Below are 15,200 nucleotides of genomic sequence, written 5' to 3'. Positions count from 1 at the left end.
GGCCCGGGGGTTATCGGGCCGTGCAGTCTTGGTTTGTGGTCATCGCTGGCGTTGCGTCACTCCAACCCCAGCTTCTCCAGCTTGTATCGGAGTGCCCGGAAAGAGATGCCCAGTCGTTTCGCGGCGGCCGTCTTGTTCCAGTGGGTCGCCTCCAGCGCGGTGGTGATCATGTTGCGTTCCACCTGTTCCAGGTGCGCCTCCAGCGGCATGTCCGGGTCGACATCGAGTGGCGTGGTTCTTTCTGGTGCCGGGTCGGTGGGAATCTGCAGATCCTCCCGGGTGATGATGCCATTCTCACAGAGGGCGACCGCCCGTTCCAGGATGTTCTCCAGTTCCCGGATATTGCCGGGAAAGCTGTAGCCAAGCAGGGCCTGCAGTGCGTCCCGGTCGATACGGGGCTTGCTGCCGCCGGTGTAGGCAGCGATGCGGCTCAGCATCATGTCGGCCAGCAGGGGGATGTCGTCCCGTCGCTCGCGCAGGGTGGGGATGGGCAGTTCGATGACATTGATCCGGTAGAACAGGTCCTGGCGGAAATGGCCGCTCTCCACTAACGCGGCCAGGTCTTTATGGGTGGCACTGGTGATGCGGACATCCACCGGTATCTCCCGTTGCGCACCGATGGGCCGGATCGACTTCTCCTGGATAGCCCGCAGCAGCTTGACCTGCATATTGAGCGGCAGGTCGGCCACTTCGTCCAGGAACAGGGTGCCGCCATCTGCGGCCTGGAACAGTCCCTGTTTGTCGCTGATAGCGCCGGTAAAGCTGCCCTTCATGTGGCCGAAAAACTCGCTCTCCATCAGCTCCTGGGGGATGGCGCCGCAGTTGACAGCAATAAAGCTGTGGTCGGCACGCGGACTCTGTTGGTGTATCTGCCGGGCGGCCAGCTCCTTGCCGGTACCCGATTCGCCACTGATGAAGACCGGGGCCTGGCTGCGGGCCAGTTTGCGGATCAGGGTACGGATACGTTCGGCGGCGGGTGATTTGCCCAATAGTTCCGGTTTCTGTTTACTGTTTCCCGGTCGGGCGGCACCGGTGTCGTTCCGTTCCAGTTTCAGCGCAGTATTGACCAGCTTGCGCAACATACCCAGATCGACCGGTTTGGAGACAAAGTCGAATGCCCCTGCCTTCAGTGCCTGTACGGCAGAGTCCATGTTGCCGTGTGCCGTGATGACCGCTACCGGCAGTTCCGGATAGTGCTGGTTGATGTTCTCCACCAGTTCGATACCGTTGCCGTCCGGCAGGCGCATATCGGTCAGGCAGAGGTCGAATCGTTCGGATTCCAGCAACTGCCGGGCGCTGTGTAAATCCTCCGCTGTGCGGGCGTCGATATTCATGCGTCCCAGGGTGATCTCCAGGAGTTCCCGGATATCCGGTTCGTCATCAACAATGAGTGCCAGTGGATTGCTCATCGTCCCATCACCTGACCGGATGATTACCCCGGGCGGGGAAAGTAATACGGAAACAGCTGCCACCACTGGGGACGGGAATATAGTCCAGCCCGAGTCGGTTGGTCTCGCACAGCTCCTTGGCGATATAGAGTCCCAGGCCGGTGCCCGAATTGCGGGTGGTAAAGAAAGGTTCGAACATCTGTCGCACATGCTCCGGCGCGATGCCCGGGCCGTTATCGATGATGTCCACGAAGGGGCCTCCCGACTCGCGGGTAATGCCGCCATTGATCTGTATGCTCAAGGCTTCACGCTCCCTGTTGAAGTGTTTGATTGAGTTTTCGCACAGGATAACAAAAATCTGCCGGAATTGGCCCGGGTCGGTGCGGACCAGCGTGCTGTCCGGCTCGATCTGCAACTGTATCACGCCCTCCGGCAGACTCAGGGTGCGGGCCAGCTCGATGGTGAACTGTGTCAGCCAGGGTTTGAGCAGAAACTCCTCGGGCTGGGAGTTGCCGCGTCGTGACAGCTGCAGGATGTTTTCGATAATCTCGTTAACCCGCCGGGTATTGGTGCTGATGATGTCGATCAGTCGCCGGTCCGCCGGGGGAATATCGGGGGACTCTTTCAACAACTGCTCGGCATGGCCGATGGCGCCCAGCGGGTTGCGGATTTCGTGGGCGATGCTGGCGGTCAGACGGCCCAGGGAGGCGAGCTTCATCTGCTGCGCCTGTTGGGTCACGGTGGCGCTATCCTCCAGGAAGATAACCGCACCGCCCTTATTGTTTTCGCCCAGCATGGAGAAGCCCGCGGTCAGCTCACGACCCCCCACCACGGGGCGAAACGGCTCTGGCGGCATGTGCTGTTTCTGGTCCCATTCCGAGAGTTGGTCCGCCAGTTTGGGGCTCGCCTGCTCCAGGGAGCTCCCGGTGCCAACCTCCGGCATGCCCAGCAGGTACCAGGCGGATTCGTTCATCAGACGAATGGTGTTCTCCGTATCCACCACGATAATGCCGGTGAGCATGTGCTGAATGACATACTCATTCAGCTGCTCCATGTTGGCCAGGTCCAGTTGGCGCTGGGTGGCAAGGGCCTCACTGGATTTGAGCTGGTGGGCCATAACCCGGGCCAGAATGGCAATGGCGAAGAACAGGGTGCCGAGCAGTCCCGCCTGGGTATAGGCGGTGGTGGTGAAGGTCTGGTTCAGATGGGCGTAAGCCTGCTCTGCCAGTATAAATATGGACGCCAGGGCCGCCTCCAGGCCGGCATGGGCGCCCCGGGTGATGATACTGCCGGCGGCAATGGAGACGGCCAGCAACATGCCCAGACCGGAGCTGATACCGCCACTGGCATGCATCAGCAGGGTAATGCAGCAGATGTCCGCAAACACCATCAGGAAGGTCTGCTGGTTATGGGAGGCGGGGCGATCGGCGTACAGCAGGACGCCGCTGGCGATCACCAGGCCGATGTAGATGATCACAACCAGGGTGAACAGTCCTGGATTGGTGTGGCCCAGCAAGGTGGGACCGGATTTGCTGAAGAAGAGTATTCCCAGCAGGGATGCGACGATCAGCCGATAGTAAAAAAAGATGGTCAGTGACCGGTCGCTGGGGGCGCTGATCTGGGCCTCGTCCAGATCCAGGACCTGTTGTCGGGTATCAGCAAGTGGCATGGGGGCGGGAGCTCCTAGCCGGCAGAACGTCGGGTATGTGGTTACTGGTCATTCTGTTGCTGTGTCAGATGTTCACGGGAGCAGAAGAATTCACCCTCATGCTGCAATGCCTCCGCTTCGGGCAGATAGGTATCGCAAACCTTGCATTTGACCGTATTGGCGCTGGAACCGGGCGATTTTACGGAGGCCGATTTTCTCCGGCGAGCCAGGTGACCCCGTACTATAATGTAGAGGCCCCACAGGGTGAGGAGAACCAGTATTAACCTTATGCCCATAATTTCTGCTTATCCGGGTATTCTATACTTTTGCTTATTTTGTCAATTTCGACCAAAATAGTGCCTTTTATTTTATCACGTTGACCGGTTGCGAGAATGAATCTACACGAGTATCAATCAAAACAGTTGTTTGCGAAACAGGGTATTCCTGTACCGGAGGGTAGTCCAGTGACCTCCGTCGAAGAGGCGCGTCAGGCGGCGGAAGCCCTGGGTGGTGGACGTTGGGTCGTCAAGGCGCAGGTGCACGCCGGTGGACGCGGCAAGGTCGGCGGAGTGGTCCTGGTGGACAGCCTCGATCAGGTCGAGGAGGAGGCCAAGCGGCTGCTGGGCAGCATGCTGGTGACCAAGCAGACCGGCGAGCCCGGCCTGCCGATCAACACCCTGTTGATCGAGACCATTACCGATATCGATCGGGAACTCTATCTGAGCGTACTGGTGGATCGGGACTCCAAGAAGGTTCTGTTCATGGCTTCCCAGGCGGGTGGCATGAATATCGAAGAGGTGGCGGAAGAGACCCCGGAACAGATTCACATTGTTCGGGTCGATCCGGCCGCCGGCCTGCAGCCCTATCAGTGCCGCAAGCTGGGTTTTGCCCTGGCGCTTGAGGGTACCCAGATCCGTGAGTTCCAGAAATTCATGTTCGCGCTCTACCAGCTGTTCATCGACAGCGATGCCAGCCTGGTGGAGATCAACCCCCTGGTGGTGACCAAGGCGGGCAACCTGATCGCCCTGGATGCCAAGATCAACCTGGACAGCAACGCCCTCTACCGTCAGCCCAACCTGTTGGCCATGCGGGATATCAGCCAGGAAGATGAGCGTGAGGCGAAGGCAGCCGAGCACGACCTGAACTACATTACGCTGGATGGCAATATCGGCTGCATGGTAAACGGCGCCGGGCTGGCCATGGCCACCATGGACCTGGTGCAGCTGAAGGGCGGTTCACCGGCCAACTTCCTGGATGTGGGCGGTGGCACCACGGCAGAGCGGGTAGCCGAAGCGTTCAAACTGATCCTGTCCGATGACAAGGTGCAGGCCGTACTGGTCAACATCTTCGGTGGCATTGTCCGCTGTGACCTGATCGCCGAGGGCATTATCGAGGCGGTCAAAGAGGTGGACGTCAAGGTGCCGGTGGTGGTGCGTCTGGAAGGTACCAAGGCGCCGGAAGGGTTGGAGCTGCTGGCCAACAGTGGTCTGGCCATCACCACCGCCGCTGATCTCTCGGAAGGCGCAGAAAAAGTCGTCGCTGCCGCCAAAGGTTGATTGTTTGAACCGGTGGCAGCGTCCGGCGGGCGCTGAACCGGTATCACCAGATACAGGAAAAGAATTGTGAGTATCCTTATTGATAAAGACACCCGTGTGATCTGCCAGGGTTTTACCGGCAAGCAGGGCACCTTCCATACTGAGCAGGCAATCGCCTACGGCACCAATATGGTGGGCGGCGTAACTCCCGGAAAAGGCGGCCAGAAACACCTGGATCTGCCGGTTTTCAATACTGTCCATGACGCCGTTGAGGCGACCGGTGCCGATGCCACCATGATCTACGTCCCGGCTGCGTTTGCTGCCGATGCGATCCTGGAAGCGGCAGACGCCGGCATCAAGGTGATCGCCTGTATCACCGAAGGCATCCCGGTACTGGATATGCTGAAGGTTAAGGCGGCCCTGGCCAACTCTGAAAGCCGCCTGATTGGCCCCAACTGCCCCGGTATCATTACCCCGGGTGCCTGCAAGATCGGCATCATGCCCGGCATGATCCACAAACCGGGCAAGATCGGCATTGTGTCCCGATCCGGCACCCTGACCTACGAGGCGGTGTTCCAGACCACCTCTACCGGACAGGGCCAGAGCACCTGCGTCGGCATCGGTGGCGATCCGATCCACGGCATGAACTTCATCGACTGCCTGGAACTGTTCCAGGCGGATCCCCAGACCGAAGGTATTGTCATGGTGGGTGAGATCGGTGGTACGGCTGAAGAGGATGCGGCAGCCTACATCAAGGCCAACGTCACCAAGCCGGTTGTGGGTTACATCGCTGGCGTGACCGCACCTCCGGGTAAGCGGATGGGTCATGCCGGAGCCATCGTGAGTGGTGGCAAGGGCACGGCTGACAGCAAGTTCGCCGCTCTGGAAGCTGCTGGCGTGGCAACCGTCCGCTCTCCGTCGGAGATCGGCGCCAAGATGCTGGAACTGATGAGCTGATAGCGCCAAAATCTCTGATTTTGGGTATCATATGCCGCCCCGGCCGTCAGGTCGGTGGCGGTTTCTTGATTTTAGGGGGCGGTTTTTCAGCTGATGCCGCTTTGTACCGGCACTTTAAATAGGTGGTTCCTTGGGCCCGAGAATATCTTTAGCACAAATCGACTTGCTGGTAGGCGATATCCGCGGCAATGCCGACCGGGTTCTGGCGGCGATGCGGGTGGCCCGCGATCAGCAGCAGGCCCATGCGGTGGTGTTCCCGGAACTGACGCTGACCGGCTATCCCCCGGAGGATCTGCTGCTGCGTCCGGAACTGATTGCCCGGGTGGAGACGGAACTGCAGCGTCTGTGTCGTGAATGTCGCGGTATTGATGTGATCCTGGGTTACCCGAAATGTCAGGACGGCAAACTGTACAACGCCGCCGGCGTAATTCGGGACGGTGTGGTTATTGCCGAATATTTCAAATCGCTGCTGCCCAACTACAGCGTATTTGATGAGAAGCGCTATTTCGAGTCGGGTGATCAGCCCTGTGTGTTCGAGTTGCAGGGTGTGCCGGTCGGCGTCACTATCTGTGAGGATATCTGGTACCGGACCCCGGCCGCCTCCGCCGCCGAGGCGGGGGCGAAGATTCTCCTCAATCTGAATGCGTCACCGTTCCATGCCGGCAAGGCGCCGGAACGGGAGACCCTGCTGCAGAAGCGGGCCCAGGAGACCGGGCTTTCAATTATCTATCTCAACCTGGTGGGGGCGCAGGACGAACTGGTGTTTGATGGCGGCTCCTTCGTGGTCGATCCCCGGGGGGAGATTACCCAGCGGGCGGCTTTTTTCCGCGAGGATCAGCCGTTGGTGGAGTTTGTCGAGCAGGAAGGTCAGCTGCTTCCCGTTGCGGCCCCAGTGGCTCCGCTGCTCCCTGAAGAGGAGGCGGTCTACACTGCTCTGGTCAGTGGTGTGCGGGGATATGTGCGGAAAAACGGTTTTAAAGGGGCGGTACTGGGGCTCTCCGGTGGGATCGACTCGGCGTTGACCCTGGCGATTGCAGTGGATGCCCTGGGTGCCGACCAGGTGGAAGTGGTGCTGATGCCGTCCCGCTATACGGCGGATATGAGCAATGAGGACGCGATAAAGGAGGCGGAACTCCTCGGTGTAAAACACCAGACTATCCCCATTGAGCCAGCGTTCAACGCCTTTCTGGATCTGCTGAAACCGGCCTTTGCCGATGCTCCACGCGATACTACTGAAGAGAATATACAGGCCCGTTGCCGGGGGGTGCTGTTGATGGCCATCAGCAACAAGACTGGCAAAATTCTATTGACCACCGGTAACAAGAGCGAGATGTCGGTTGGCTATGCCACCCTGTACGGCGACATGGCCGGGGGATTCGCCCCGATCAAGGATGTGCCAAAGCTGCTGGTCTACCGGTTGGCTGAGTACCGTAACCGGACCGGCGAAGTGATTCCGCGCCGGGTGATTGAGCGTCCCCCGTCGGCGGAACTGGCACCGGATCAGAAAGACTCTGACTCCCTGCCACCCTACGAGATCCTGGATCCGGTCCTGGCGATGTATATCGAGCAGGACAAAGGGGTCGATGAGATAGTGGCGGCCGGTTTCGACGAGGCGGATGTGCGCCGCGTGGTGCGGCTGGTGGATCGTAACGAGTACAAGCGTCGCCAGGCGCCGCCGGGGGTCAAGATCAGTCAGCGTGCCTTCGGCCGGGACCGGCGCTATCCCCTGACCAACGGATTCTAGCGGCGCTGCCCGATTGCAGCGAAATCTATTCCACTACCTTACCGGTGGCTTTAATTCCGGTAAGATGTGCGTATCCATGAAACAGTAAATCTGCCGCCGATGCGGTAAGGTGTTAACAGGAGCCTGGAAACAATGAAAAAAGTCGACGCGATTATTAAGCCTTTTAAACTGGACGATGTGCGGGAAGCACTGTCCGCTGTCGGGATCACCGGTATGACGGCCAGTGAGGTAAAAGGGTTCGGTCGACAAAAAGGTCACACAGAGCTCTATCGTGGAGCGGAGTACGTGGTGGACTTTCTTCCCAAGGTGAAGATCGAGGTGGTGATCAACGAAAACCAGTTGGATGACTGTATCGAAGCCATCACCAGTGCCGCCAAAACCGGCAAGATTGGTGATGGAAAGATCTTTGTGACCAGCGTCGAGAAGGTGGTGCGGATTCGCACCGGCGAGGAAGACGAAACCGCGATCTGACAATCGGTTACAACAGACAGAAGGGGGCGCCCGCCGGCGCCCCCTTCTGTTTTGTCAGACCGGATGGATCGCGCTGGTTCAGTTCTTGTCCAGTTCCAGGTAGTCCCAGATCGCTTTGCCTAGCGACTTCTCCTCATAGTCACTCTCCGGTACCTGCAGGGCGCCGTTCTCCAGGTTCAGCGCCAGCACCCGCTGGGCATCCGCCGAGAGCTCTTCCAGTCCCAGTTTGTCATAGGCCTGGATCATGATCTCCAGGGCATCCTTGACCGCCGGCGTGCGCTGGTACTTTTCCACCACGGTAACGCAGCGGTTGGCAGCCGCCAGGTAGGCGCCCCGTCTCATATAGTAACGGGCCACATGAATCTCATGGGCGGCCAGGTTGTTGCGCAGATAGTACATACGCTTGCGGGCATCCTCCGCATAGGGGCTCTCCGGAAAGCGGCGTACCAGTTCGGCGAAGTCGTTGAAAGAGTCAATGGTGGAGCCGGGATCACGTTGGGACGTATCGGTCGGGATAAACCGGGTAATGAAACTCAGGTTGCGATTGAAGTTAACAATCCCCTTCAGGTAGTAGGCGTAGTCCACGTGGGCGTCCCGTGGATGCAGCCGGATGAAGCGATCGGCGGCAGCAATGGCGGCTTCTGGATTGCCATCCTTGTAATGGGCGTAGGCCACGTCCAGTTGCGCCTGCATGGCAAAACGTCCGAAGGGGTAGCGGGATTCCAGTCCTTCAAAATACCGGATAGCGGTCTCGTAATCGCCTTCGTTCATGGCGAAGCTGGCCTCGCTATAGAATTTCTGGGCGCTCCAGCCGATGGTTTCGTCCTCCTCCTTGGGCAGCAGGGAGCAGCCGGAGAGCAGTAACAGGATGAGCAGAGCAGTGAATATGGGATATTTGGCCATTGGCGATGCGAACCGGATGATGAATATAACCGAAAAGTATACCCGAAAGGTGCCGGCCGGGCGACACGACACCCGGTTACAGACAGCGCCCGTGATTTCCCGTTCCGGTTCGGGAGGCCCGGCGGGGCCGAATGGGGTAAACTCTCCCTTTTTTATCCTTACAGTGGACGATCGGGAGCGGCGGCATTGTCTGAACGAGTAGAACATCTTAGGGCCCAGGTCGGGATCGAACTGGCGGGCAAACGGCTCGATCAGGCCCTGGCCCAGCTGTTTCCCGATTACTCCCGCAGCCGTCTGCAGCAGTGGGTTAAAGAGGGTCTGGTGACCCTGGATGGAGTCACCTGTCGGCCACGGGACAAGGTGATCGGCGGTGAATGGGTGGACCTGGAGGCACGCCTGGAGGATCAGGTGGAGTGCAAGCCGCAGGCGATCGATCTGGATATTGTTTATGAGGATGAGGCCCTTATCCTGATCAACAAACCGGCTGGACTGGTGGTGCATCCGGCCGCCGGTAATCCCGATGGCACGCTGCAGAATGCCCTGCTGCACCATGACCCGGAACTGATCCAGTTGCCCCGGGCCGGTATTGTGCACCGGCTCGATAAAGAGACCACCGGATTGCTGGTGATAGCCCGGACGCCGGCGGCCCACAAGTCCCTGGTGGAGCAGTTGCAGGCCCGGGAATTTGACCGGGAGTACCGGGCCATCGCCACCGGGGTGATGACCGCGGGTGGCTCGGTGGATGAGCCGATCGGTCGCCACCCGACCCAGCGTATCAAGATGGCGGTCCATCCGGCCGGCAAGGAGGCGGTGACCCACTACCGGGTACTGGAGCGGTTCCGTGCCCATACCTATCTGAAGGTCAAACTGGAGACAGGCCGTACCCACCAGATTCGGGTGCACATGGCTCACCTGCGCTATCCGCTGGTGGGTGATCCGGTTTACGCGGGCCGGCTGCGTCAGCCAGCCGGGGCCTCGGAACAGCTGCGTGACGCCCTGCGCCGTTTCCATCGCCAGGCCCTGCATGCCCTGAAACTGGGGCTGACCCATCCGGCCAGCGGCGAGTGGATGGAGTGGGAGACACCCCTGCCGGAGGATATGCAACAGTTGCTGGAGACGCTGCGGGAGGATTGTCAGCATGCCTGAGGCCCAGCCTGATCTGCTGCTGCCGGACTGGCCGGCCCCGGCCAATGTGCGCGCCGTGATATCGACCCGCCGCGGCGGCGTGAGTGGGCCGCCGTTTGACACACTCAATCTGGGCGATCACGTGGGGGATGATCCGGCCGCCGTCGCCGAGAATCGTCGACGACTACAAATGGCCGCCGGTGCACCAGCCACACCCTTCTGGCTCAATCAGGTGCATGGTACCCGGGTGCTGGAGTGTGCTTCAGACCTGGCGGACCGGGAGGCGGATGCCAGCATCACCGGTCATCCCGGACAGGTGTGCGTAGTGATGACCGCCGATTGTCTGCCGGTGCTGATCTGCAACCGCGCCGGCAACCGGGTCGCGGCGGCCCATGCCGGCTGGCGCGGGCTGGCCGATGGCGTGCTGGAGGCGACCCTGGCGGGCTTCGATGATCCGGCCGAGCAGCTGCTGGTGTGGCTGGGTCCGGCCATTGGGCCGGCCGCCTTCGAGGTGGGTGCCGAGGTCAGGGCGCGCTTTCTGCAGGATGATCCCCGGGCCGATAACGCGTTTCAACCGGGCCGGCCGGGACACTGGCTGGCAGACATCTACCGGCTGGCCCGGTTGCGCCTGGAACGGGCCGGGGTCGGTTTTATCGGCGGCGGGGATTACTGTACAGTAACCGACCGCGAACGCTTCTTCTCCTATCGGCGTGATGGAGTGACAGGACGCATGGCGTCCATGATCTGGATGGAATAGGGCGCTGTTGCCTGGCTTTCCGGGTGACCGGGGGAAGGTTAGCGCAGGTGCTGGGTGGCCGCCCGACGAATTGAAATAACAACCGTTTAACAACGGGGGAAAGAGAGATGAATGACTGGAAAATGCTGACCCTGGTCGGCGCCGATCAGCCCGGCATCGTGGGGCAGGTCACTAATGCCCTGTACCAGGCGGGCTGGAATCTGGGCGAGGCCTCGATGATCCGCCTGGGGGGTAACTTCACCATCATGATGATGGTGACCGGCGAGGGCACCGTTGAATCGGTGTTGCAACCGGTGGCGGATGCCCTGGGGTTGCATATGCATGTGGATGAAATTGCCGGTTCACTGCATCAACACGTGGTGCCCAATATCCAGGTGCGGGTGACCGGTGCCGATCGTGCCGGCATTGTTGCCCAGGTGACCGGATTGCTGGCCGAGCAGGGGTTGAACATACTGGAACTGGAGTCGGACGTGGCCGGTTCCAGCGAGCGACCGGTCTACATCATGCATATCCAGGGGTATACGGACCTGCCCTTGGAGTCGCTGGAAGCGGCATTGGATAATCTGGGTGATATCGATGTGCAGGTGTCGCCGATTGAGACACTGATTGGATAACAATGGCAGTTCTGGAAATTTTAAAAATACCCGATGAACGGCTGAAGCAGGTATCGGAGCCGGTCGAACGGTTTGATGATGAACTGCGCGCCTTTATCGATGACCTGGAGCAGACCCGGCGTGACGGCCCCGCCGCGGTCGGCATCGCCGCCCCCCAAGTGGGGCGGTTTCAACGCATCGTGATTGTGGATGTCTCCAATACCCGGAAACCGGTGCCCAATCATGGCTACATGATTCTGGTAAACCCGGAGATCACCGAGTGGGACGGGTTCGAGATGGGCCGGGAGGGGTGCCTGTCGGTGCCTGACTATACCGGTAACGTGATTCGAGCCACCCGGATCAGGATCCGTGCCCAGGATCCCTGGGGTGAACCGCTGGAGTACGAAATGGAAGGTTACGAGGCACGCGCCGTGCAGCATGAACTGGATCATCTGGACGGCATGCTGTTTATCGACCGGGTGGTGAGCCGGCGTACCGACCTGTTTCAGCGCAAGGTTTACCAGAAAGGTGGCAAGTCGAAAAAATAGTCCTGTCCGGAGCGCTCTGGTGTATCCGGGCAGGATTTCGTCTTCATACTATTGGCGTGGGTACGAAACTGTGTCCACCCTGCGGCTGGAGTGTGTATGCCATCCATAGATGTCATTCTCTGGTTCCTGCTGATCGCCCTGCTGCTGTGGTCGCTGCAGCGGCTCTACCGGGCCTGCCGCCGTGCCAACCGGGTCGACTGGGGGCACGACTGGGTCAATCTGCTGGATGGGCTCAATCGGCTGTTCTGTTATCGCTATCATCGGCTCAACCGGATCGGCATGCGTCTGCCGAAGAAAGGCCCGGCGATTGTGGTGGCGAATCACGTGTCGGGACTCGATCCCCTGCTGCTGGCCGCCTCGGCCCGCCGTCCGCTGCGCTTTATCATTGCCCGGGAAGAGTATCAGCGCTTCGGCCTCAACTGGCTGTTCCGGGCTATCGGCTGCATTCCGGTGGATCGGGAAAAGCGCCCGGAACAGGCGTTGCGGGAGGCGTTGCGCTGTCTGCGCAGTGGTGAAGTGGTGGCGCTGTTTCCCCATGGCCGGATCCACCTGGATTCGGATCCACCCCGCCGCATCAAGGCCGGTGCCATCCGTCTTTCCCAGATCACCGGCGCACCCATCTATCCGCACCGTATCAGCGGCATTCGTGGTGCCGGGAGCGTGTTCGGCGGTGTGCTGCTACGCAGTCGGGCACGCATAAAGGCCGCTTCCGTGATCTATCCCGAAGCCTGGGGCCGGGATCAGTTACAGACCCTGGTACAGGGCATCCTGGAAGGTGACGAGGATCAAGAGAACCCGTTAGCGATCTGAATATTCAGTTGAATTCCGATATCGATTGCCCCATCTCCTGGGTAACCTTAGAAATATCGGAGTAATTTCCATGCGAATGGACAGATTGACAAGTAAATTCCAGATGGCCCTGGCGGATGCCCAGAGCCTGGCGGTGGGACGGGACCACCAATTCATCGAACCCGTACACTTGATGTTGGCGCTGTTGGATCAGGAGGGTGGCACGGTGCGCCACCTGTTGAGTCAGGCGGACGTCAATATCAACCAGCTGCGATCCGGCCTAGGGGATATCCTGGATCGGCTGCCCAGTATAGAAGGCGCGGCCGGGGATCTACACATCTCCAATGACCTGGGCCGACTGCTTAACCAGTGCGACAAACTGGCGCAGCAGCGCAAGGATCAATACATCTCCAGTGAACTCTTCGTACTGGCAGCCCTGGATGACAAGGGGCAGCTGGGTGATCTGCTGCGCAAAGCGGGGGCCGCCAAGGCGCCGATTGAAAAAGTGATCGAAAACCTGCGTGGTGGCCAGCAGGTGAATGATCCCAACGCGGAAGAGCAGCGCCAGGCGCTGGAGAAATACACCATCGACCTGACAGAGCGGGCCGAGCAGGGCAAGCTGGATCCGGTCATTGGCCGGGACAGCGAGATTCGCCGTACCATCCAGGTCCTGCAGCGTCGTACCAAGAACAACCCGGTGCTGATCGGTGAGCCCGGCGTGGGTAAGACCGCCATCGTGGAGGGACTGGCGCAACGCATTATCAACGGCGAAGTGCCGGAAGGACTGAAAAACAAACGTCTGCTCTCCCTGGATATGGGTTCTTTGATCGCCGGCGCCAAGTTTCGCGGTGAGTTCGAGGAGCGCCTGAAGGCGGTATTGAATGACCTGGCCAAGCAGGAGGGGCAGATCATCCTGTTTATCGACGAGCTGCACACCATGGTGGGCGCCGGCAAGGCGGAAGGCGCCATGGATGCCGGCAACATGCTCAAACCGGCCCTGGCCCGGGGTGAGCTGCACTGCGTCGGTGCCACCACCCTGGATGAGTACCGCCAGTACATCGAGAAAGATGCGGCGCTGGAGCGGCGTTTCCAGAAGGTGCTGGTGGATGAGCCGACGGTGGAAGACACCATCGCCATTCTGCGTGGCCTGAAAGAGCGTTACGAGCTGCATCATGGCGTGGATATTACCGACCCGGCGATCGTGGCGGCTGCCACCCTCTCCACCCGTTACATCACCGACCGTCAGTTGCCGGACAAAGCGATCGATCTGATCGACGAGGCGGCCTCCCAGATCCGCATGGAGATCGACTCCCTGCCGGAGGAGATGGATCGCCTCGAACGGCGGCTGATACAGCTGAAGATCGAGCGGGAAGCACTTAAGAAAGAGTCCGATGACGCCTCGAAAAAGCGCTTGGCCCAGCTGGAGGCGGATATCGAGAAGGCGGAGCGGGAGTTTTCTGATCTGGATGAGATCTGGAAGTCGGAAAAAGCGGCCCTGCAGGGTACCGCCCACATCAAGGAGGACCTGGAACGGGCCCGGCTGGAGCTGGAGACCGCCCGTCGTGCCGGTGATCTGGGTCGCATGTCTGAGCTGCAGTACGGCCGTATACCGGAGCTGGAGAAGCAGCTGGATATGGCCTCCCAGGCCGAGATGCAGGAGATGAAACTGCTGCGCAACAAGGTGACCGAGGAGGAGATTGCCGATGTGATCTCCAAGTGGACCGGTATCCCGGTGAGCAAGATGCTGGAGGGCGAGCGAGACAAGCTGCTGCGCCTGGAAGAGGAGTTGGGCAAGCGGGTAATCGGTCAGGCCGAAGGTATCTCCGCTGTCTCCAATGCGATTCGCCGCTCCCGGGCCGGGCTCTCCGATCCGCGCCAGCCGAACGGCTCGTTCCTGTTCCTGGGTCCCACCGGTGTCGGTAAGACCGAGCTCTCCAAGGCGCTGGCGGATTTCCTGTTTGATACAGAAGAGGCCATGGTGCGGATCGATATGTCCGAGTTCATGGAGAAGCACTCGGTGGCACGCCTGATCGGTGCGCCTCCCGGTTACGTGGGCTACGAGGAGGGTGGTTACCTGACCGAAGCGGTGCGTCGTCGGCCCTATTCGGTGATCCTGCTGGACGAGGTGGAGAAGGCCCATCCGGATGTGTTCAACGTGCTGTTGCAGGTGCTGGATGATGGCCGCCTGACCGATGGCCAGGGACGTACGGTGGATTTCCGTAACACGGTTATCATCATGACCTCCAACCTCGGTTCCGACCTGATTCAGAGCATGGCGGGCGAGGAGCGTTACGAGGATATGAAGCGTGCCGTGATGGAGGTCGTGGGTCAGCACTTCCGTCCCGAGTTCATCAACCGGGTGGACGATATCGTGGTCTTCCATCCGCTGGGTCGCGAGCAGATCCGCGCTATCACGGAGATTCAGGTGGGCTACCTGGAGCAGCGTCTGGCCGATCACGAGATGGAGCTGAAACTCACCGAGGCGGCCCTGGATCGGTTGGGCGAGGCCGGATTCGACCCGGTTTACGGTGCCCGGCCGCTGCAGCGGGCGATCCGCCAGCAGCTGGAGAATCCGCTGGCCCAGGAGATTCTCAGTGGCCGCTTTGGCCCGGGAGATACCATCCAGGTCGACGCCTCGGATGGGGGCTTGCTTTTCAACCAGGGATGATCGGAAGAGCGGCCGGGTCAACCGGTCGGTTGATCGACAAACCGCAGGGGTTGAAGTCAGTGCTGGCTGCAGCC

14 protein-coding genes are annotated in these 15,200 nt (G+C 60.1%); 10 read left to right on the top strand and 4 right to left on the bottom strand.

Features of this window, described 5'->3' with window-relative positions; genetic code table 11:
• Positions 1-56 precede the first annotated feature (56 nt).
• From AAY24_RS09330 to AAY24_RS19185, 3 genes are read right to left on the bottom strand one after another with little or no spacing between them, the layout of a single operon-like run.
• Positions 57-1,409: a sigma-54-dependent transcriptional regulator gene (locus AAY24_RS09330; protein ID WP_046859456.1), complete on the bottom strand. Its 1,353-nt coding sequence runs from the start codon at positions 1,407-1,409 to the stop codon at positions 57-59.
• A 7-nt stretch (positions 1,410-1,416) separates the two neighbouring features.
• Positions 1,417-3,057 (bottom strand): sensor histidine kinase, encoded by a 1,641-nt coding sequence (locus AAY24_RS09325; protein ID WP_046859455.1) that lies wholly within the window; start codon positions 3,055-3,057, stop codon positions 1,417-1,419.
• 41 nt (positions 3,058-3,098) lie between these two features.
• Positions 3,099-3,332 (bottom strand): PP0621 family protein, encoded by a 234-nt coding sequence (locus AAY24_RS19185; RefSeq protein WP_199930329.1) that lies wholly within the window; start codon positions 3,330-3,332, stop codon positions 3,099-3,101.
• Between the two features lie 96 nt (positions 3,333-3,428).
• On the opposite strand from AAY24_RS19185, the gene sucC reads away from it, so the two are divergent.
• The 4 genes from sucC to AAY24_RS09300 all read left to right on the top strand — a co-directional run bounded on the left by sucC (position 3,429) and on the right by AAY24_RS09300 (position 7,743).
• Positions 3,429-4,592 carry an ADP-forming succinate--CoA ligase subunit beta gene (gene sucC, locus AAY24_RS09315; protein ID WP_046859453.1) on the top strand — a complete coding sequence of 388 codons (1,164 nt, stop codon included), beginning with the start codon at positions 3,429-3,431 and terminating at the stop codon, positions 4,590-4,592.
• Between the two features lie 66 nt (positions 4,593-4,658).
• The gene (gene sucD, locus AAY24_RS09310; RefSeq protein ID WP_046859452.1) at positions 4,659-5,528 is read left to right on the top strand and encodes a succinate--CoA ligase subunit alpha; all 870 of its coding nucleotides are present in this window, start codon (positions 4,659-4,661) and stop codon (positions 5,526-5,528) included.
• 130 nt (positions 5,529-5,658) lie between these two features.
• Entirely contained in the window at positions 5,659-7,272 is a 1,614-nt protein-coding gene (locus tag AAY24_RS09305; RefSeq protein ID WP_082117099.1) for an NAD+ synthase, read from the top strand.
• A 132-nt stretch (positions 7,273-7,404) separates the two neighbouring features.
• On the top strand, positions 7,405-7,743 hold the full coding sequence (locus AAY24_RS09300) for a P-II family nitrogen regulator (protein ID WP_046859450.1): 339 nt from the start codon (positions 7,405-7,407) through the stop codon (positions 7,741-7,743).
• A 78-nt stretch (positions 7,744-7,821) separates the two neighbouring features.
• Here AAY24_RS09300 and AAY24_RS09295 read toward each other — a convergent pair whose 3' ends face one another.
• Positions 7,822-8,646, bottom strand: a complete 825-nt coding sequence (locus AAY24_RS09295) for an outer membrane protein assembly factor BamD (RefSeq protein WP_046859449.1) — start codon at positions 8,644-8,646, stop codon at positions 7,822-7,824.
• A 186-nt stretch (positions 8,647-8,832) separates the two neighbouring features.
• Between AAY24_RS09295 and rluD the strand changes: the two genes are divergently transcribed.
• The 6 genes from rluD (at position 8,833) to clpB (ending at position 15,126) form a co-directional block, all read left to right on the top strand.
• Complete coding sequence (rluD, locus tag AAY24_RS09290) at positions 8,833-9,792, top strand: 23S rRNA pseudouridine(1911/1915/1917) synthase RluD (protein WP_046859448.1); 960 nt, start codon at positions 8,833-8,835, stop codon at positions 9,790-9,792.
• Positions 9,785-10,528 carry a peptidoglycan editing factor PgeF gene (pgeF, locus tag AAY24_RS09285; protein ID WP_046859447.1) on the top strand — a complete coding sequence of 248 codons (744 nt, stop codon included), beginning with the start codon at positions 9,785-9,787 and terminating at the stop codon, positions 10,526-10,528. The genes rluD and pgeF overlap by 8 nt, the downstream gene beginning before the upstream one ends.
• A 107-nt stretch (positions 10,529-10,635) precedes the next feature.
• Complete coding sequence (locus tag AAY24_RS09280) at positions 10,636-11,142, top strand: glycine cleavage system transcriptional repressor (protein WP_046859446.1); 507 nt, start codon at positions 10,636-10,638, stop codon at positions 11,140-11,142.
• A gap of 2 nt (positions 11,143-11,144) precedes the next feature.
• Positions 11,145-11,669, top strand: a complete 525-nt coding sequence (gene def, locus AAY24_RS09275; RefSeq protein ID WP_046859445.1) for a peptide deformylase — start codon at positions 11,145-11,147, stop codon at positions 11,667-11,669.
• A gap of 96 nt (positions 11,670-11,765) precedes the next feature.
• Entirely contained in the window at positions 11,766-12,479 is a 714-nt protein-coding gene (locus AAY24_RS09270) for a lysophospholipid acyltransferase family protein (protein WP_046859444.1), read from the top strand.
• A 70-nt stretch (positions 12,480-12,549) separates the two neighbouring features.
• On the top strand, positions 12,550-15,126 hold the full coding sequence (gene clpB / locus AAY24_RS09265) for an ATP-dependent chaperone ClpB (protein ID WP_046859443.1): 2,577 nt from the start codon (positions 12,550-12,552) through the stop codon (positions 15,124-15,126).
• The last annotated feature ends 74 nt before the right edge of the window (positions 15,127-15,200 follow it).

It is taken from the genome of Sedimenticola thiotaurini, assembly GCF_001007875.1.
GTDB lineage: Bacteria > Pseudomonadota > Gammaproteobacteria > Chromatiales > Chromatiaceae > Sedimenticola > Sedimenticola thiotaurini.
The sequence above is the reverse complement of the archived record's forward strand: the minus strand, read 5'-3'. Positions and strand labels throughout refer to the sequence as shown.